Origin of the sequence: Arthrobacter sp. C2 (assembly GCA_024207135.1) — a bacterium.
Taxonomy (GTDB): Bacteria; Actinomycetota; Actinomycetes; order Actinomycetales; family Micrococcaceae; genus Paeniglutamicibacter.
This window is the reverse complement of sequence record CP042428.1, coordinates 2241483-2258423: the sequence shown is the minus strand read 5'-3', so window position 1 is coordinate 2258423 and position 16941 is coordinate 2241483. Positions and strand designations below refer to the sequence as shown.

Annotated in this window: 18 protein-coding genes; 11 read left to right on the top strand and 7 right to left on the bottom strand. The window is 67.2% G+C overall.

Annotated elements, in window-relative coordinates:
• Nucleotides 1–9: 9 nt before the first annotated feature.
• The 5 genes from lysA (at nucleotide 10) to FPY90_RS10560 (ending at nucleotide 4957) form a co-directional block, all read left to right on the top strand.
• Complete coding sequence (lysA, locus tag FPY90_RS10580; protein WP_498685464.1) at nucleotides 10–1314, top strand: diaminopimelate decarboxylase; 1305 nt, start codon at nucleotides 10–12, stop codon at nucleotides 1312–1314.
• Between the two features lie 60 nt (nucleotides 1315–1374).
• Nucleotides 1375–2316 carry an ABC transporter substrate-binding protein gene (locus FPY90_RS10575; protein WP_498685463.1) on the top strand — a complete coding sequence of 314 codons (942 nt, stop codon included), beginning with the start codon at nucleotides 1375–1377 and terminating at the stop codon, nucleotides 2314–2316.
• Nucleotides 2303–3274 (top strand): amino acid ABC transporter permease, encoded by a 972-nt coding sequence (locus tag FPY90_RS10570; protein WP_498685461.1) that lies wholly within the window; start codon nucleotides 2303–2305, stop codon nucleotides 3272–3274. The genes FPY90_RS10575 and FPY90_RS10570 overlap by 14 nt, the downstream gene beginning before the upstream one ends.
• On the top strand, nucleotides 3271–4080 hold the full coding sequence (locus tag FPY90_RS10565) for an amino acid ABC transporter ATP-binding protein (RefSeq protein ID WP_498685460.1): 810 nt from the start codon (nucleotides 3271–3273) through the stop codon (nucleotides 4078–4080). The genes FPY90_RS10570 and FPY90_RS10565 overlap by 4 nt, the downstream gene beginning before the upstream one ends.
• 139 nt (nucleotides 4081–4219) lie before the next feature.
• Complete coding sequence (locus tag FPY90_RS10560) at nucleotides 4220–4957, top strand: SurA N-terminal domain-containing protein (RefSeq protein WP_498685459.1); 738 nt, start codon at nucleotides 4220–4222, stop codon at nucleotides 4955–4957.
• Between the two features lie 19 nt (nucleotides 4958–4976).
• On the opposite strand, the gene FPY90_RS10555 is transcribed toward FPY90_RS10560, so the two are convergent.
• From FPY90_RS10555 to FPY90_RS10540, 4 genes are read right to left on the bottom strand one after another with little or no spacing between them, the layout of a single operon-like run.
• Nucleotides 4977–5663, bottom strand: a complete 687-nt coding sequence (locus FPY90_RS10555) for a GntR family transcriptional regulator (protein WP_071214024.1) — start codon at nucleotides 5661–5663, stop codon at nucleotides 4977–4979.
• A 41-nt stretch (nucleotides 5664–5704) separates the two neighbouring features.
• Complete coding sequence (locus tag FPY90_RS10550; RefSeq protein ID WP_498685458.1) at nucleotides 5705–7447, bottom strand: acetyl/propionyl/methylcrotonyl-CoA carboxylase subunit alpha; 1743 nt, start codon at nucleotides 7445–7447, stop codon at nucleotides 5705–5707.
• The gene (locus tag FPY90_RS10545; RefSeq protein WP_498685457.1) at nucleotides 7444–9072 is read right to left on the bottom strand and encodes a 5-oxoprolinase subunit B/C family protein; all 1629 of its coding nucleotides are present in this window, start codon (nucleotides 9070–9072) and stop codon (nucleotides 7444–7446) included. Before FPY90_RS10545 ends, FPY90_RS10550 begins: the two co-directional genes overlap by 4 nt.
• Nucleotides 9069–9827 carry a LamB/YcsF family protein gene (locus tag FPY90_RS10540; RefSeq protein WP_498685455.1) on the bottom strand — a complete coding sequence of 253 codons (759 nt, stop codon included), beginning with the start codon at nucleotides 9825–9827 and terminating at the stop codon, nucleotides 9069–9071. The genes FPY90_RS10545 and FPY90_RS10540 overlap by 4 nt, the downstream gene beginning before the upstream one ends.
• A gap of 209 nt (nucleotides 9828–10036) precedes the next feature.
• Here FPY90_RS10540 and FPY90_RS10535 point away from each other — a divergent pair, with 209 nt between their 5' ends.
• Entirely contained in the window at nucleotides 10037–10225 is a 189-nt protein-coding gene (locus FPY90_RS10535; protein ID WP_071214020.1) for a hypothetical protein, read from the top strand.
• A 68-nt stretch (nucleotides 10226–10293) separates the two neighbouring features.
• Complete coding sequence (locus FPY90_RS10530; RefSeq protein ID WP_498685453.1) at nucleotides 10294–10794, top strand: DUF456 domain-containing protein; 501 nt, start codon at nucleotides 10294–10296, stop codon at nucleotides 10792–10794.
• Nucleotides 10795–10810: 16 nt separating this feature from the next.
• Here FPY90_RS10530 and FPY90_RS10525 read toward each other — a convergent pair whose 3' ends face one another.
• Nucleotides 10811–11068 carry a hypothetical protein gene (locus FPY90_RS10525; RefSeq protein WP_071214019.1) on the bottom strand — a complete coding sequence of 86 codons (258 nt, stop codon included), beginning with the start codon at nucleotides 11066–11068 and terminating at the stop codon, nucleotides 10811–10813.
• Nucleotides 11069–11307: 239 nt separating this feature from the next.
• Here FPY90_RS10525 and FPY90_RS10520 point away from each other — a divergent pair, with 239 nt between their 5' ends.
• Nucleotides 11308–11691, top strand: a complete 384-nt coding sequence (locus FPY90_RS10520; RefSeq protein ID WP_071214018.1) for a hypothetical protein — start codon at nucleotides 11308–11310, stop codon at nucleotides 11689–11691.
• A 103-nt stretch (nucleotides 11692–11794) separates the two neighbouring features.
• On the opposite strand, the gene FPY90_RS10515 is transcribed toward FPY90_RS10520, so the two are convergent.
• Both FPY90_RS10515 and FPY90_RS10510 read right to left on the bottom strand, forming a co-directional pair.
• A complete protein-coding gene (locus FPY90_RS10515; RefSeq protein ID WP_071214017.1) occupies nucleotides 11795–12034 on the bottom strand; it encodes a LapA family protein in 240 nt (79 codons plus the stop codon).
• A gap of 38 nt (nucleotides 12035–12072) precedes the next feature.
• Complete coding sequence (locus FPY90_RS10510; protein ID WP_083411070.1) at nucleotides 12073–12747, bottom strand: TetR/AcrR family transcriptional regulator; 675 nt, start codon at nucleotides 12745–12747, stop codon at nucleotides 12073–12075.
• 111 nt (nucleotides 12748–12858) lie between these two features.
• On the opposite strand from FPY90_RS10510, the gene FPY90_RS10505 reads away from it, so the two are divergent.
• The 3 genes from FPY90_RS10505 to FPY90_RS10495 all read left to right on the top strand — a co-directional run bounded on the left by FPY90_RS10505 (nucleotide 12859) and on the right by FPY90_RS10495 (nucleotide 16779).
• Nucleotides 12859–14283 (top strand): flavin monoamine oxidase family protein, encoded by a 1425-nt coding sequence (locus FPY90_RS10505; RefSeq protein ID WP_498685452.1) that lies wholly within the window; start codon nucleotides 12859–12861, stop codon nucleotides 14281–14283.
• A gap of 5 nt (nucleotides 14284–14288) precedes the next feature.
• Nucleotides 14289–15167, top strand: a complete 879-nt coding sequence (locus FPY90_RS10500) for a universal stress protein (protein WP_498685451.1) — start codon at nucleotides 14289–14291, stop codon at nucleotides 15165–15167.
• Nucleotides 15168–15252: 85 nt separating this feature from the next.
• On the top strand, nucleotides 15253–16779 hold the full coding sequence (locus tag FPY90_RS10495; RefSeq protein ID WP_498685449.1) for an APC family permease: 1527 nt from the start codon (nucleotides 15253–15255) through the stop codon (nucleotides 16777–16779).
• Nucleotides 16780–16941 lie beyond the last annotated feature (162 nt).

The following is a 16941-nucleotide window of genomic DNA, read 5'->3' as shown; positions in this document are numbered from 1 at the left end:
CACACCACCATGACAGTGACCCAGCAGCTGCAGCACCCCGACCTCAACTTGTTGATGGACATCCTTCCGGAAGAATCAACCGTCTCCGACACCGGGGAACTGTCCATTGGCGGGGTATCGGTCAGCGAACTGGCCCGCCAGTACGGGACCCCGGCCTACATCATGGACGAGACCGGGCTGCGCCGGCAGATCCGCCGCTTCGTCCAGGGCCTGGGCTCCCGGCGCCCGAACTCCGAGGTGCTTTTCGCCTCCAAGTCCCTGCCGTGTGTTGCCATGTACGCCATCGCCCAGGCCGAGGGCCTCAGCGTCGACGTGGCCGGCGGCGGGGAGCTCATGATGGCGCTGACCGCCGGGGTCAGCCCCTCGAACATCTACCTGCACGGCAATGCCAAGTCCGACCAGGAAATCCAGATGGCGCTGGCTGCGGGAATCCGGGCAATCATCGTGGACAACTTCGACGACCTGGACCGGCTCGAGGCCATGGCCACCAGGGAACAGCGTGTCCTGCTTCGCATGATCCCGGGCATCACCCCGGCTACCCACGCCTCGCAGGTCACCGGCGGCAGCGACTCGAAGTTCGGGCTTCCCCCCGCGGATATTACCCGCGCCATCGAACGCATCGCCAAGCACCCGCTGCTGCACTTCGAGGGCATCCACGTCCACATCGGCTCCCAGGTGCTGGAAACCGAGCCGTTCGCGCAGGCCGTGAAATCCGTTGCCGAGTTCGGCACCTTCGACACCTACGACCTGGGTGGGGGACTGGGCGTGAAATACACCTATGACGAGATCGCCCCCAGCGTCGAGGCCTACCTGGATGCCCTGACCGAGGCGGCCGACCGGCTGCTCCCCGCCGATGCGAAGCTCATCATCGAACCAGGCCGCTCGCTCGTGGCCCGCGCCGGCATCACGCTGTATTCGGTCAACACGGTCAAGACCACGGGCAAGACCTTTGTCGCCATCGATGGCGGCATGGCCGACAACATGGACATCGCACTGACCGGCCAGCGCTACGAGGCCGTGATGGCCACCAAGATCGGGGCCGAACCCACCGTCATCGCCGACGTGGTGGGGCGCCAGTGCGAATCGGGCGACCTCATGTCCGCGGGCGTGCTGCTGGCCGACCCGCAGGTCGGAGACCTGGTGGCCATGCCGGCCACCGGCGCCTACGCCTACACCCTGGCCAACAACTACAACGGAGCGTGCAAGCCGCCGGTCGTCTTCTGCGCCGACGGCTCCTCCACGCTCGCGGTCGCCAGGGAAACCTACGAGGACCTGCTGCGCACCCAACAGCCGGCCCTGCTGCGCCGCTGGTAACCAATCCGCACCCCCATGCATTCCTGTTTGCCTCCCACGCCCAAAGGAAACCGCACCGCCATGAACACCACATCGCACAAGAACCGTCCCGGCCTGATCACTCTTTCGGCCGCCACCCTGGCCCTGGGGCTGGCCCTCACCGGCTGCTCCGTCGATGACCCGGTAACCGCGGGAACCCCGGCACCGCAGGTGAGCGTCGAGGTCGATGCAGCCGCCGCAGCGGCCCTGCCGGCAAAATACAAGGATGCCGGGGCCATCAACGTGGCCGCCGACATCCCCAACCCGCCCATGGAAATGCTGGACGAGAACAACAACCCCACCGGCCTTGACTACGACCTCTCCCAGGCCATGGGCGGCAAGCTGGGGGTCAAGTTCAACTTCCAGCAGCAGGCCTTCGACTCCTCGATACCGTCCCTGCAGGCAGGGAAGAACGACATCATCTTCGCCGGGATGAACGACACCGCCGAACGCCAGAAGGTGTTGAATTTCGTGGACTATTTCCACGCAGGATTCAAGATCCTGGTCAACGCGGGCAACCCCGACGGGATCGGATCCATCATCGACTTGTGCGGCAAACCGGTTGCCGTCCAGAAGGCGACGGTGCAGGGCGAGTACCTGGCCTCCTTCGCCAAGAAATGCCAGGAAGCCGGCAAGGCCCCGATCGAGCTGGTGCAGCTGCCCAGCGAGCTTGATGCCCAAACCGCCGTGCGCTCGGGCAAGGCCGTCGCCGACGTCGTGGATGCCTCGGTCGCCACCTATGCCGCGGCCACGGCGGGAGACGGAAAGCTCTTCGAACTGGTCAAGGACCCCGAATTCCCCAACGGCTACAACCCGGTCTACACCGGCATCGGCCTGCTGAAGGAAAACAAGGACCTCACCGAGGCGTTGCGCCTGGCACTGCAATCGCTGGTCGAGGACGGCACCTACGCCCAGCTCATGGAAAAGTACGACCTGGTCGACTTCGCCGTGACCGAGGCCGGTGTGAACAATGGCGGGAAATAGCACCGTGCACCGGCGGCCCGCACCCGGGGCCATCGTGGCGGCGGAACCCGGTGCCCACGACATCGTGGCCGTCCCGCTGCGCCACCCCGGTCGCTGGGTCCTGGCATCCCTGATCCTGCTGGCCCTGCTCGGGGTGGGAACCTCGCTGTGGCAGAATCCCAACATCGACCACCCCACGATCGCCAAGTATCTCTTCAGCGACCGGATCGTGGCCGGCGCGGTGCTCACCGTGGCGCTGACAATCATCACCATGGTGTTGTCCACGATCCTGGGGATCGTGCTGGCGCTGATGCGGCTCTCCGCCAATCCGGTGCTGAACTCCGTCGCCTGGCTGTATGTCTGGATTTTTCGCGGCACGCCGCTGCTGGTTCAGATCGTGTTCTGGGGTTACCTGGGACTGCTCTACAAGCAGCTGTCACTGGGGGTTCCCTTCACCGACTTCACGGTCTTCACCGTGGACACCAACGCACTGATCCCGGCCTTCGTGGCCGGCGTGATCGCCCTGACCACCAACCAGGCCGCCTACACCGCGGAGATCGTGCGCGCCGGAATGCTCTCCGTCGACCAAGGACAAAAGGAAGCCTGCTACTCGCTGGGCATGACCCCGCTGTTCACCTTGTTCAAGGTGGAACTGCCGCAGGCCATGCGGGTCATCATCCCGCCCATGGGCAACGAGACGATTTCCATGCTCAAGGACACCGCACTGCTCTCACTGATCGCCGTGGCCGAGCTGTACACGGTGGCCGCGCGCATCTCCTCGCAGAACCTTCACCAGGTGGAACTGCTGATCGTGGTGAGCATCTGGTACCTGGCGCTGACCTCCATCCTGTCGGTGCCGCAGTACTACCTCGAACGCCACTACGGCCGCGGCAGCCGCACCCTGGGACCCACACCCATCGGCCGGGCCGTGGCTCTTGCCCATCGCGTACGCCGCAGCCAGGAAGGAAACAGATCATGAATTCAATCCTTGAATCCCCGTCCCCGGTCCGCACCGACGAGAACCGCTTGCCGCTGGTCCAGGCCCAGGGGGTGCGCAAGAGCTACGGCCAGCTCCAGGTGCTCAAGGGCATCGACCTGCAGGTCGATGCCGGACAAGTCATGTGCCTGCTTGGGCCTTCGGGCTCGGGAAAGTCCACTTTTCTGCGCTGCATCAACCACCTTGAACGCATCGATGGCGGAAGGATCAACTTCGACGGCGAACTCATCGGCTACGCCCAGCGCAATGGCAAGCTCCACGAGATGAAGCCGCGCGAGGTCGCACGGCAACGCCGAGGCATCGGAATGGTGTTCCAGCGCTTCAACCTCTTCCCGCACCTGACCGCACTGGAAAACATCATCGCCGCGCCCATCGGCATCAAGAGGATCCCCAAGGCGCAAGCCATCGCCCAGGCCCACGAGCTGCTGGAACAGGTGGGGCTGGGAGACAAGGCCACCCTGCACCCGGCCAAGCTCTCCGGCGGCCAGCAGCAACGGGTGGCCATTGCCCGGGCGCTGGCCATGGAACCGAAACTGATGCTCTTTGACGAGCCGACCAGCGCACTTGACCCGGAACTGGTGGGAGATGTGCTGGACGTGATGCAGAAGCTGGCCGCCAGCGGCATGACCATGATTGTGGTGACCCACGAGATCGGGTTCGCGCGCAACGTGGCCGACGAGGTGGTGTTCATGGACGGCGGCGTCGTGGTGGAATCCGGTTCACCTGCCGAGGTGCTTGGCAACCCCAGCCACGAACGCACCCGCGCCTTCCTGGAAAACGTGATCTAGCGGCGGTGCCCCGTGGGTGCAGGTCTTCCGGCCGCTTGCACCCGCCGGCGTCCAGCGGCCGCCCTGTTTCGCCTGTTAGTGTTCCAAGCATCGATCCAAATGCTGGGAGTTTATGTTGCAGAAAAAGTGGGTTCTTTCCATGGCCCTTGTTGCCTCGTTGTCGTTCATGACCGGGTGCAGTGCCACGGCCGAACCGGAAGCGGCCCCCGCCTCCAGCAGCGCGGCCGCCGAGGCGGCACCGACAGATGCCGCAAGCCCGACCCCTGACCTCGCCGGGGTCCCCGAAATCGTTGCCACCGTCAACGGCGAGGAAATCACCAAGGCCGACTTCACCCGGATCTATGAAGGTCAATTCGCCCAGGTCTTGCAGCAGGCGCAGCTCTCCGGCGAGGAACTCGACCAAGAGCAATTGCGCAAGCAGACGGCAGAAGGCTTGGTGAACACCGAACTGCTGATCCAGCAGGCGGCCAAGAAGAAGGTCTTTGCCACCTCCAAGGACCTTGACGCGGCATTGGGGGACGTGGCCAAGTCCAACGACATGGATACCAAGGAATTCCTGGCGACCATGGATGCCCAGGGCCTGAACGAGGACGCGGTGCGCGCGCAGTTGAAGACCCAGCTCGAGGTCGAGCGGTTGATCTCCAAGGAAGTGGGAGATTTCCGGCCCTCCGAGAAGGAAACCAAGGCCGCGTACCAGGTGGTGCTCGACCAGTTCAAGAAGCAGGCGACCACCGACAAGGACGCGCCCAAGGCACCGAGCTACAAGACGATGAAACCCGAGCTCGAGCAGCAGCTCAAGCTCCAGAAGGAGGCCGCAGCGGTCAAGGACTACGTCGCGGTGCTGCGCAAGGACGCCAAGGTCACCATGAACATGTAGGCCTGCCCGGCGGGGAAGCTCAGTTTCCTTCGGAGTCGCCCAGATGCGAGAGCAACTCGGCCTCCGCGCGATCCAGGTACCCGCGCATTTCCTCCGCTGCCTGCTCGCGCTTGCCGGATTGCAGCAGTTCCACCAGTGCGGCGTTCAGCTCCACATAGTGCGAGTGGAAGTCGGGGGCGTCCCCCATGGCATGGAAGACCAGGCGCATCTGCGCCAGGACCTTGGTCATGAGTTCCTGCAGGTGCACGCTGCCGGTGGCCCGGACCAGTTCCTCGTGGAAGCACTGGTTGGCATCGGCCATCTTGGCGATGTTTCCCTCCTCCAGCGCGGCACGCGCGTCCACGATGATGGCTGCCAGGGCCGCGACGTCCAGATCCGGCCCCCAGAGCACCGCGGCGGGCTCGATCATCCGGCGCACCGCATAGATCTCCCGCACGCCCTCGGGCCCGGGGGAGGAGACGAAGACGCCGCGGTTGGGGATCCGGGTGATGACCAGCTCGTGGTCAAGCACCGCGAAGGCCTCGCGCAGCGTGTTGCGCGAAACCCCCATGGCGGCCGAAAGCGCCTGCTCGGAAAGCTTGGCGCCGGGCAGCAGCTGGCCCTCGGCGATCCGTGAGCGCAGCACCGCGGCTACCCACGCTCCGGTGTGCGCGTGGGTTGACCCCTCGGCCAGGGGCAGGGACGATAACAAGGCGTTCACTGGCATCCTCTCAATCTAATCGAACCCTTCCGCGGAAACGGCAAGCGTTAAGCGATGCTCCCGAGTGCTTCGCCGCGGGCGATCGCGGTCCCCGGTTCCTGGGTTCCGCGGCCGAACGTGCCGGCTCGGTGGGCGGTGATGTTCGATTCCATCTTCATGGCCTCGAGGACCGCCACGGTGTCGCCCTCGGCCACGGCGGCGCCGTCCTCGGCGACCCACTTGACCAGGTTTCCGTTCATCGGGGCGGCCAAGGTCGATTCGTCGGCCGCCGCCGCGATGTTCTCGGCTGCCGCGTCGACGGCGGCGCCGGTGCCGCCGTGGCGGATCGAGTCCACCAGCGAGGCCGGAAGGCCGATGTTCATGGCCTTGCCGTCCACCTCGATGGTCAGGGTCTCGCGCGCCGAGCCCGGCTCCGCCGCGGCGATCTCGGGGCTGGAAGCCAGCTCGTCGGCGAACTCGGATTCGATCCAGGTGGTGTAGACCCCGTAGCGCTCGTTGTTGGCGAAATCGGCGTTGCGCACCACCGCACGGTGGAACGGCAGCACCGAGGGAACGCCGGCGATGACCATCTCGTCCAGGGCGACCTTGGCACGGCGCAGCGCCTGGGCGCGGGTGGCGCCGGTGACGATCAGCTTGGCCATCAGCGAGTCGTAGTGCGGGGGGATCACCGAGCCGGTGCGCACGCCCGAATCGACGCGGATGCCCGGGCCGGTGGGCGCCTCGAAGGCGGTGATGCGGCCGGGGCCCGGCAGGAAGCCGCGGGCAGGGTCCTCGGCGTTGAGCCGGAACTCGAAGGAGTGGCCCGTGGGGTCCGGATCCTCGGTGATCGACAGGGCATCGCCGGAGGCAATGCGGAACTGCTCGGCCACCAGGTCCACGCCCGTGGTTTCCTCGGTGATCGGGTGCTCGACCTGCAGCCGGGTGTTGACCTCCAGGAAGGAGATCAGCCCGTCCGGGGCCACCAGGTACTCGACGGTTCCGGCGCCGTGGTAGCCGGCCTCGCGGCAGATGGCCTTGGCCGAGGAATGGATGGAGGCGCGCTGCTCATCGGTCAGGAACGGCGCGGGGGCCTCCTCGACGAGCTTCTGGTGGCGGCGCTGCAGCGAGCAGTCGCGGGTGCCGACGACCACGACATTGCCGTGGGTGTCGGCCAGCACCTGGGCCTCGACGTGGCGGGGCTTGTCCAGGAAGCGTTCCACGTAGCACTCGCCGCGGCCGAAGGCCACGATGGCCTCGCGCACGGCGGAGTCGAAGGCATCGTCGATTTCCTCGAAGTTGCGCACGATCTTGATGCCGCGCCCGCCTCCGCCGAAGGCGGCCTTGATGGCCACCGGCAGCCCGAATTCCTCGGCAAAGGCGCGGACCTCGGCGCCCGATGCCACCGGGCCGTCGGTGCCCGGCACCAGCGGGGCGTTGGCGCGCACGGCGATCTCCCGGGCGGTGACCTTGTTGCCCAGTGCGCGGATCGAATCGGGGCTCGGGCCGATCCAGGTCAGCCCGGCGTCCATGACGGCCTGGGCGAAGTCGGCGTTCTCTGCCAGGAAGCCATAGCCCGGGTGCACCGCGTCGGCGCCCGAGCGGGCGGCAATGTCAAGGATCTTGTCGATGTCCAGGTAGGTCTCGGAACTGGCCGCCCCGTTCAGCGCGTAGGCCTCATCGCTGCGGCGCACGTGCAACGCGTCGGCGTCCGGGTCGGAGTAGACGGCCACGGAAACCAGGGATGCGTCGGCACAGGCGCGGGCAATGCGGACGGCGATTTCCCCGCGGTTGGCGATCAGTACTTTTTTCATGCGTGGGTTCCTTCGTCGGTGGAAGTGCCGGACTGGGTGGGAGTGACAAGTTCAAAGCGGATTCTGGCCCCGGGCGGCAGCTGGGCCGCGGCGGGCAGGTCCTCGGCGACGACCCCGGCGATGACCGGGTAGCCGCCGGTGACCGGGTGGTCTGCCAAAAAGAGCACCGGCAGCCCGGAAGGCGGGACCTGCAGGGCGCCGACGGCGACGCCCTCCGAGGCCAGTTCGCCCTCGCGGATGCGCTGGAGCGGTTCGGCGTCCCGGCCCAGGGCCAGGCGGACGCCGACACGGTTGGAATCGGCCGAGACCGTCCAGGCCTGGCCGGTGAGCCGGGCCAGGCCCGCTTCACCGAACCAGTCCCCGCGGGGGCCCTCGCTGATGCGCAGCGTGTAGATGCCCTGGGCGTCGGGAACCGGCAGCGGGGAGGGCTCGGGGTTGCCCACCACATGGGCCCCGTGGATCGCGCCGACCGGCAGCCGGGTGCCCGGCGTGAGCGGGGCCGGGCCGATGCCGGACATCGAGTCGGTGGAGCGCGAGCCGAGCACCGGTGCCACATCGATCCCGCCGCGCACCGCCAGGTAGCTGCGCAGCCCGTTGCCCCCGGGGTCCAGACTCAGCACCTCGCCGTCGAGGAGCGCAAAGGGCGTGTCCATGGGGATTTCGCGCTCTCCATGGAACTCGTCCCCGTCCACCGGGTCCACACGGAGGGTGGCGGTGGCGCCGGAGACCGCAATGACGGCGTCCCCGTGGGCGCGCAGGCTCATGGCACCGAGCAGGTTCTCGATGACGGCCTCGGTGGTGCGGTTGCCCACGAGCCGGTTGGCCTGCGCGGCGGAGGCGGTGTCCGCGGCGCCCGCCGCCGACACGCCCAGCTCGCCGTAGCCGGGGCGGCCCAGGTCCTGGACCAGGGACTGCAGCCCGGGGTCCAGGATCTCGAGCATGTTGCCGGTCGCGGTCGCGGTCCGGGGGACGGCTGCGGGACGCGGCGCGGGGGCCAGCCTCAGGCTGGTGCGGCTCGGGACGAAGCGCACCCGGTCCTGCGGGCGGATCAGCGCGGGATTTTCGCGGTCCAGGTCCCAGAGCACGGCGTCGGTGTGGCCGATCAGCTGCCAGCCGCCGGGGGACCGGCGCGGGTACACCGCCGAGTAGTCCCCGGCCAGCGCGACGGCGCCGGAGGGCACGACCTTGCGCGGGGTGGAACGGCGCGGCACGTTCAGCACCTGGTTCTCGCCCAGCAGGTAGGCGAAGCCCGGGGCGAAGCCGCCAAAGGCAGCCCGCCACAGCTGCTGCGAATGGGCGTTGACGACGCCCTCGACGCTGAGCCCGGTCAGTTCGGCGACCTCGGCGAGGTCTTCCCCGTCGTAGTGCACGGGCACTTGAACCTCGGTGCCGGCGTTGTCCGGGGCGGCACCGAGCTCCAGGGTGCGCACGGTGGCGGCGATCTTCCGCGCATTGGCCCAGGAGTCGGCCTTGATGAACACGGTGCTTGCCGCGGCCAGCACATCGAGTTGCCCGGGCAGCGGGCTGGCCCCCAGCAGTGCGTCAAGGGCCAGCACCGAATCGAGGTCGGAGAGCTCCACGAGCACCGACCGGGTTCCGGCGAAGCGGGTGGCGACCACGCTCATGCGAAGCTCTTGATGGTGACACCGGCGGATTCCAGTCCCGCACGCACCGCGGCGGCCATGGCGACGGCCCCGGCGGTGTCGCCGTGCACGCAGATGCTCTCGGCGTCCATGGGGATGACCGAGCCGTCGATGGTCACGATGGTCTTCTCGGTGGCCAGGCGGATCATGTTGGCGGTGACGGTTGCCGGGTCGTGCAGCACCGCGTTGGCCTCGCGGCGCGAGACCAGGGTGCCGGCGGGGGTGTAGTTCCGGTCGGCGAAGGCCTCGGCGACCGGGCGCAGGCCCGCTGCCTCGGCCTTGGCCAGGGCGACGGATCCGGGCAGCAGCAGCACCGGCAACTCGGAGCCGAAGGCGCGGATGGCGTCGACGACGGCCTGGGCGTGGGTCTCGTGGTGCACGATGGTGTTGTAGAGGGCGCCGTGCGGCTTGACGTACTTGATGGAGGAGCCGGCCGCGCGGGCCAGGGCCTCGAGGGCGCCAAGCTGGTAGAGCACGTCGTCGGCCAGCTCGACGGGGGAGCAGTCCAGGAAGCGGCGGCCGAAGCCGGCCAGGTCCCGGTAGCCCACGTGCGCACCGATGGTCACCCCTGCGGCAACGGCGTCGCGGCAGGTCTGGGCGATGACGCTGGGGTCGCCCGCGTGGAATCCGCAGGCAACGTTTGCCGAGGATACGGAGGTGAAAATGGCGGCGTCGTCGCCCATCACCCAGTTGCCGAAGGATTCCCCGACGTCGGAATTCAGGTCGATGTAAGGCATTTGTGACCCCCGTCTCGTGTTGTGGTTCCCTTAAGGATGCACTATGAACGCGGATTGTTCAACAATCTTCCATTGCTGGTTTTCCCCGCCGCCGCCTTTCGTCCCCGCGTTTCGTCGTGGCACATCCGCCGATATGGCGCCTAGGATGGGAAAACACAGGCAGCGGTGCCACCAAGCGGGCATTGCACCGATCCAAGGGGAGCGGACAGATGAGATTCATTTTCGAAGTCGACATGGGCACCGAGGCGATGAAACTGGACCCCGAGGCGGAAATCTCCCGTGCGCTGCGCTACTGGGCCGGGAACCTCAAGAACTACCCCATGGATCCCGGTGCCGGCGAAGACATCTACGACAGCGAATACAAGCCCGCGGGCAGCTGGGCCATCGTCGACGACTGAGCCGCTTTCCTGCCCCGGGTTCGGCGCGCCCCTCCGTGACGGGCCTGGCGGATGCAAGACTTGCACTTGTGGATATCCAAGTCATCACCACCGTTGTTGCCGGGTTGCTCCTGGCGGTCGCCGTCGTGGGAACCATCGTTCCGGTGCTCCCCGGAAGCTTGTTGGCCATCGGCACGCTGCTGGCCTGGGGCTGGATCCTGGGCAGTCCCGCCGCCTGGTGGTGCGCCGGGATCGGCATGGGCCTGGCGCTCGCCGGCTGGAGCGCCTCGACGGTGCTCACCGGCCGGAACCTCAAGCAGCAGAAGATCCCGCGCGGGTCCATTGCCCTGGCCATCGCGCTGGCCGTGGTGGGCATGTTCGTCATTCCCGTGCTGGGCCTGTTCATCGGCTTCGCACTGGGGCTGGTGCTGGGGGAATACGGGCGGCGCAAGGATTTTCCCGCCGCGTTGCGGGCCTCGGGATCCGCGCTCAAGGCCATGGGGATCGGTGTCCTGGTCGAATTCGGCTGCGCGGCCATGGCCTCGTCGGTGTGGATGATCGGTGTGATCGTGCACTTCACCACGCGCTGAGCCAGGCCTGCCGGGCTCAGGCCGGGTCCGGCCCGGCCAAGCGGACCAGCGCCACCGTTATTTCGCCGCCCCCGACGTAGGTGAATTCGGCGCAAATGGAAGCCGTTCTGCCTGCCGCGTGAACGTGCGCCCACCGGAGCACCTCATGGACGTCGTCGGCGCCGACCAACCGCCACTCGTCGCTTGCGCCGTTTTCGTCCCGGAAATCCACCCGGTAGACCGGCTGCGGGTCCTCTTCCGATACGTAGCGCGGGTCGACATTGGTGGCGATCATCGTCCAAGCCTGGCCGCGCGGCAGCGGAGCCGCCGGGGTCCGGTCCGGGGCGTTTGGACGCATTGTGCCGCCCGCCACGGCTTTTGCGCGGCCCAGGCCACAACACCCTGTGAGCTTGCCAACCGAAAGCGCATAATAGCGCACCCGGGCGCAAAAGCGCACGTAATCTTGATGCTACAACGAACGAGTCTTGGGCGGGTGCTGATTTCTTTCCCCGCGAACTGAAAAAGGGGTAGGGAATGCGGTTGCTGCACAAGGCAATGCCACTGGGCGAAGACATCTTGCTGGCACGTCACGGCTCGAACATCGTCGAGATGACCCAGGACCGCAAGAACAACCTGACCCGCGCCCGCCTTGTCGACGGCAGCATCGACACCGCCTCGAACTTCCTGGTGAGCCTCAACGCCATGGCCGCGGTCACCCCGGCCGAGCGTTTCGGCAAGGTTGCCGGCGACTACTCGGCGGACCGGCTTCCGGTCAGCCGCCAGGAAATCCGGTTCATGGCCAAGCTCACCGGCGTCTGGGCCGTTGCCTCGACCGCCTTCATCGGCGCACTGGGCTGGGTCATTTTCAACTACGGTGATCCGGAGTCCCTCGTGGGCATCATGGGCACCTCGTTCTAGGGGCGACCCGCCCTTCCTGCTTGCAGCCCCGTCGCGACGCACCTTCGAAAAGGTGTCGGACCGACGGGGCTTTTTTGCGCCCGAGCAACACCCGGGCAGCGCCTTAGCGCTTGCGGAACGAGAAGCGCCCGATGGCCCAGCCAATGAGCAGCACCGCGCCCAGGGAAATCCACAGCGGTGCGTTCAGATCAAGGAACAGCAGCTCGATGCGGACCCGCTGGCGGTTCTGCAGGATGAAGACCAGCACCGCGACGGCACCTGCGATCGCGATCCAGTTCTTGGCGGTCATCCGCGAAAGGAACCGCACCACGGGGTTCGTTCGGGTTCCAGGGGTTTCGCTCATGGAGCCAGCTTATCGCTTATTCGCGGTTTGACGGGCGGCTATGTGGTCCGGGAAGCTGCCATCAGGCCGTTGACGATGGCGCGCAGCCCGGCGCGGAACGCGGCGTCGGCACTGTTGCGCCCGGTGGCCCGCTGCGCCTCCAGGGCGCCCTCGAAATTCGGGATGCCTCCGGCGTTTTCCCCGGGGTCGAAGATGTCCAGCGGTGCGGTGGCATCGAGGGCCGAGCCGAAGATGAATGATTCCAGGGCCACGATGGCGGGAATGATGTCTTCCTGCTTCCAGCCGGCGCGGGTGAACCCGGCCGCGACCTTTTCATACATTTCCAGCGTGCGCGGGGACCCCGAGACCGGCAGCACCGCGATCAGCGGGATCAGCGGCGCGTGCCCGGCGAAGATGTCGCGGTAGGTCACCGCCCAGGCCGTGAGCGCCTCATCCAGCGGCAGGGTCTCGAACACGGTCGAATCGACCCCGTCCATCACGATTTCCTGGATCCACTGCATGATCTCCTGCTTGGACTCCACGTGGTTGTACAGCGCCGAAGGGGAGACCGACAGCGACTTCGCCAGTGCCGACATGGTCAAGGTGGAGTATCCGCCCGCCACCACGAGCTTCAGCGCCGCCCGCGCAATGAGCTCCCGGTCCAGGACCCCAGACCTCGGGCGCCCGGCGCGGCGGCGCGGCGCGGCCGTGGAAGATGCTGGTTCTTGCTTCAAGTTCCGCTCCTGACGTGGCCCACTTCACAATACTGCACAACATGGCCTACCATGGAAACCAGTCTAGTAAATGAACGTCATTCATTTAGAACACCGGAAGAAGTGGACATCATGACAACCCTGGATCGCGACGTCGTCATCATCGGAGCCGGCCCCTCGGGCCTGACCGCAGCCTACGAGCTGCGCAAGGCGGGAAAGACCGTCGCAGTGCTCGAGGCCCGCGACCGTGTCGGCGGCCGCACCTGGAGCCAGGACATGGACGGGGCCACCATCGAGATCGGCGGCCAGTGGATTTCCCCCGACCAGACCGGCCTGTACTCGCTGATCGAGGAACTGGGCATCGAGACCTTCGAGCGCTACAAGGCAGGCGCCTCGGTCTACATGGCGGCAGACGGCACCCGCACCGTCTACACCGGCGCGGACTTCCCGGTGGCCGAATCCACCGTCGCCGAAATGAACAAACTCATCGCCGAGATGGACCGCCTTACCGCTCAGGTCGACCCGGACGCTCCGTGGGAGCACCCGCAGGCCGAAGAACTGGACATGGTCTCCTTCCACCACTGGCTGCGCACCCTCTCCGACGACGAGGTGGCCTGCAACAACGTCGGCCTGTTCATCGCCGGCGGCATGCTCACCAAGCCGGCCCACACCTTTTCCGCGCTGCAGGCACTGTTGATGTCATCCTCCGCCGGCTCCTTCACCAACCTGGTCGACGAGGACTTCATCCTCGACCGCCGCATGGTCGGCACCATGCAGGGGGTCTCGATCGCCGTGGCCCAGCGCCTGGGCACCGACGTCTACCTGAACAACCCGGTGCTCAAGCTCGACTGGTCCGAGGAGGGCGTGACCGCCCATGGTGCCGACGTGACCGTCAATGCCAAGAAGGTCATCGTCGCCGTCCCGCCGAACCTGTACTCGCGCATCTCCTACAACCCGCCGCTGCCGCGCCGCCAGCACGTGGCCCACCAGCACCAGTCCATGGGCCTGGTCATCAAGGTCCACGCCGTCTACGAGACCCCGTTCTGGCGCGAAGAGGGCCTCGCGGGCACCTGCTTCGGGCCGACCTCGATCGTGCAGGAAATCTATGACAACACCTACCACGAGGAAAGCACCGGCACCCTGGTCGGCTTCATCTCCGACTTGCAGGCCGACGCGATGTTCGAGCTCTCCGAGGCCGAGCGCAAGGAAACCATCCTCCAGGACATGGCCACGTACCTGGGCCCGAAGGCACTGGAGGCGAAGGTCTTCTACCTCTCCGATTTCGCCGCCGAGGAATGGACCCGCGGCGCCTACGCCACCAGCTACGACCTGGGCGGGCTGTTCCGCTTCGGGCCGGACCAGAACAAGAACGTCGGCCCGATCTACTTCTCCTCCTCGGATCTGGCCGGCGAGGGCTACCAGCACGTGGACGGCGCCGTGCGCATGGGACGGCGCACGGCCGCCCGCATCGTCGCCGCGGTGGACGGCACCGCCGACGACCCGGGGTACGACGGAGTCATCTCCAAGTTCGGCACCCTGACCTCGATGGACGCCTAGGTTCCATGCGCTATCTCGTTGGATACACCGCCGACGCCCGCGGCGCGGAGGCCATCGCGCTCGCCGCGGCGCTGGGCGGGCCCGCGGCCCACCTGGACATCGCCATGGTCCTGCCCGAGGACACCCCGTTCTCGGCCACCTACCCGGGCAGCGACCACGGATACTCCTCCATCCTGGCTGACCAGGTTGACGCCTGGGCCAAGGAAGCGCTCAACCTGGTTCCGGCCGGTCCCACCGCCCGGGTCGTCGCCCGCGCGGTCTCCTCCCCGGCCGCCGGATTGATCGCCATGGCCAAGGAAACCGGCGCCCGGGCCATCGTGCTCGGCGGGCGCAAGCGCCACGTGGCAGGGTTCTTTGTCCCGGGCTCGGTGGCCAGCTCGCTGCTGCACGCCTCGCCGTTCCCGGTGGCCATGAGCACCCCCGGTGCCGTCGCGTCCCTGGAAAGGGCCGGGGGCAAGCTCAGCCGGATCACCGCATTCGTCGGCACCCGCCCCGGTGCCCGCGCCGTGGTGCAGGCCGCAGCAACGGCGGCAAGCAACCAGGAGCTGGCGCTGCGCGTGGTGTCCCTGGTGGCCCAGGACCATGCCACGGCCGGTTCCGCGGAAGCGGCAGGCTCCATAGAGCGCACCCGGGCCGCGGCCGCCGCCATCGTGGAGGAACTCGGCCTCAGCGCCGAGATCACCGTGGCCTCCGGCACGGGCATCGACGACGCCATCGCCGAACTCGACTGGGTGGACGGCGAAATCGCCGTCGTCGGCTCGAGCCGCCTGGCGCGCAAGCGCCGGCTCTTCCTGGGCACCACCGCCCAACGCATGCTGCGGACCCTCCCGGTCCCGCTGGTTGTGGTTCCCAAGAACCACAAGCCCGAAACGGCCCGCTCCTAGCACCAACTCCCCGCATGAGGGTGCCGCGCTTTCCCCTGCCCGCCAGGCGGGAAGCGCGGCACCGCCTGGATGAAGGAATACAACCATGAGTCGTGACACAGCGACCGAATCCCGCGCCACACCGGCGGCCGAATCAGGCCTGGGCGACAAGGGCCTGTCCAAGGGCACCGTCGGCGTGCTTGGTGCCGTGGTCATCGGCGTCTCCTGCATTGCCCCCGCCTACACCCTGACCGCTGCCCTGGGTCCGACGGTCGCCGAGGTCGGCACCCAGTTGCCGGCGATCTTCCTGGCCGGTTTCCTGCCGATGCTGCTGGTGGCCCTGGGCTACCGCGAGCTGAACTCCGCGATGCCGGACTCCGGCACCTCCTTCACCTGGGCCACCCGCGCCTTCGGCCCCTGGATCGGCTGGATGGGTGGCTGGGGCCTGATCGCCGCGACCATCATCGTGCTCTCCAACCTGGCCGCGGTCGCGGTGGACTTCTTCTACCTGCTGATCGCCCAGCTCACCGGCAACGACGCCATCGCGGAGCTGACGCGCAACCTGTGGGTCAACATCCCCACGACGCTGGTGTTCATCGCCGCCGCCTGCTGGATCTCCTACCGCGGCATGCAGACCACCAAGGCCTTCCAATACGCGCTGGTCGCCTTCCAGCTCGTGGTGCTCACCTGGTTCGCCGTGGCCGCGTTCAGCCACGTGAACAACGGCACCGCCTTCGACCCGACCCCGATCGCGCTGGACTGGTTCAACCCGATGGCCGTGCATTCCTTCGGGGCCTTCGCCGCCGGCGTCTCGCTGTCGATCTTCATCTTCTGGGGCTGGGACGTCACCCTGACGATGAACGAGGAAACCACGAACCCCGCCAAGGTCCCGGGCCGCGCCGCCACGCTGACGATCCTGATCATCATGGGCATCTACATGGTGATCTCGCTGGCCGTGATCTCCTACGCGGGCATCGGCGAGACCGGCCTGGGTGCCGGCAACCCGGAGAACCAGGAATCGATCTTCGCGGTGCTGGCCGGACCGATCATGGGCCCGTTTGCGATCCTGATGTCGCTGGCGATCCTGTCCTCCTCGGCGGCTTCGCTGCAGTCCACCCTGGTGTCACCGGCCCGCACCATCCTGGCCATGGGCTACTACAAGGCGCTGCCCGAGCGCTTCGGCAAGGTTTCCCCGCGCTTCATGTCCCCGTCCACGGCCACCATCACCGCCGGCTCGGCGGCCGCGGTGTTCTACGTGGTCACCCGGTTGCTGAGCGAAAACGCCTTGTGGGACACCATCACGGCCCTGGGCCTGATGATCTGCTTCTACTACGGAGTCACCGCACTGGCCTGCGTCTGGTACTTCCGCCGCGAGGCGTTCGACACCGTGCGCGGCTTCTTCTTCAAGTTCCTGGCCCCGCTGGTGGGCGGGGTGATCCTGCTGGTGATGTTCGCGAGCACCGCACGCGATTCCATGGACCCGGACTACGGCTCGGGCTCCAACATCGCGGGGCTGGGCATGGTGTTCATCCTGGGCATGGGCGTGCTGGTCCTGGGCGTGGCCGTGATGTTGTACATGCGCATCCGCCAACCCGGGTTCTTCAAGGGCGAGACGCTCAAGCGCATGCTGTAGGCGTTGGCCCGGCAAGACCCCTGGTGGCTGCCGGTTTGGCGGGAGGCATGTTCCCCGCCAAACCGGCAGCCGCCCCGTTAAGCCCGAAATGCGCCATGATCCGGTCCCGTGCGGGCATGGGATGATTGAGGCTGAGGGGCATGGCCCCGCCACCTTCGAAGA

Excerpts from the sequence above, each read along its gene's own strand:
- FPY90_RS10495 (WP_498685449.1), top strand. The coding sequence starts at position 15,253 with ATGAGTCGTGACACAGCGACCGAATCCCGCGCCACACCGGCGGCCGAA.
- FPY90_RS10515 (WP_071214017.1), bottom strand. The coding sequence starts at position 12,034 with ATGAGCGAAACCCCTGGAACCCGAACGAACCCCGTGGTGCGGTTCCTT.
- FPY90_RS10560 (WP_498685459.1), top strand. The coding sequence starts at position 4,220 with ATGGCCCTTGTTGCCTCGTTGTCGTTCATGACCGGGTGCAGTGCCACG.
- FPY90_RS10570 (WP_498685461.1), top strand. The coding sequence starts at position 2,303 with ATGGCGGGAAATAGCACCGTGCACCGGCGGCCCGCACCCGGGGCCATC.
- FPY90_RS10555 (WP_071214024.1), bottom strand. The coding sequence starts at position 5,663 with ATGCCAGTGAACGCCTTGTTATCGTCCCTGCCCCTGGCCGAGGGGTCA.
- FPY90_RS10525 (WP_071214019.1), bottom strand. The coding sequence starts at position 11,068 with ATGATCGCCACCAATGTCGACCCGCGCTACGTATCGGAAGAGGACCCG.
- FPY90_RS10565 (WP_498685460.1), top strand. The coding sequence starts at position 3,271 with ATGAATTCAATCCTTGAATCCCCGTCCCCGGTCCGCACCGACGAGAAC.
- FPY90_RS10500 (WP_498685451.1), top strand. The coding sequence starts at position 14,289 with ATGCGCTATCTCGTTGGATACACCGCCGACGCCCGCGGCGCGGAGGCC.
- FPY90_RS10535 (WP_071214020.1), top strand. The coding sequence starts at position 10,037 with ATGAGATTCATTTTCGAAGTCGACATGGGCACCGAGGCGATGAAACTG.
- FPY90_RS10575 (WP_498685463.1), top strand. The coding sequence starts at position 1,375 with ATGAACACCACATCGCACAAGAACCGTCCCGGCCTGATCACTCTTTCG.
- FPY90_RS10520 (WP_071214018.1), top strand. The coding sequence starts at position 11,308 with ATGCGGTTGCTGCACAAGGCAATGCCACTGGGCGAAGACATCTTGCTG.
- lysA (WP_498685464.1), top strand. The coding sequence starts at position 10 with ATGACAGTGACCCAGCAGCTGCAGCACCCCGACCTCAACTTGTTGATG.
- FPY90_RS10550 (WP_498685458.1), bottom strand. The coding sequence starts at position 7,447 with ATGAAAAAAGTACTGATCGCCAACCGCGGGGAAATCGCCGTCCGCATT.
- FPY90_RS10545 (WP_498685457.1), bottom strand. The coding sequence starts at position 9,072 with ATGAGCGTGGTCGCCACCCGCTTCGCCGGAACCCGGTCGGTGCTCGTG.
- FPY90_RS10505 (WP_498685452.1), top strand. The coding sequence starts at position 12,859 with ATGACAACCCTGGATCGCGACGTCGTCATCATCGGAGCCGGCCCCTCG.
- FPY90_RS10540 (WP_498685455.1), bottom strand. The coding sequence starts at position 9,827 with ATGCCTTACATCGACCTGAATTCCGACGTCGGGGAATCCTTCGGCAAC.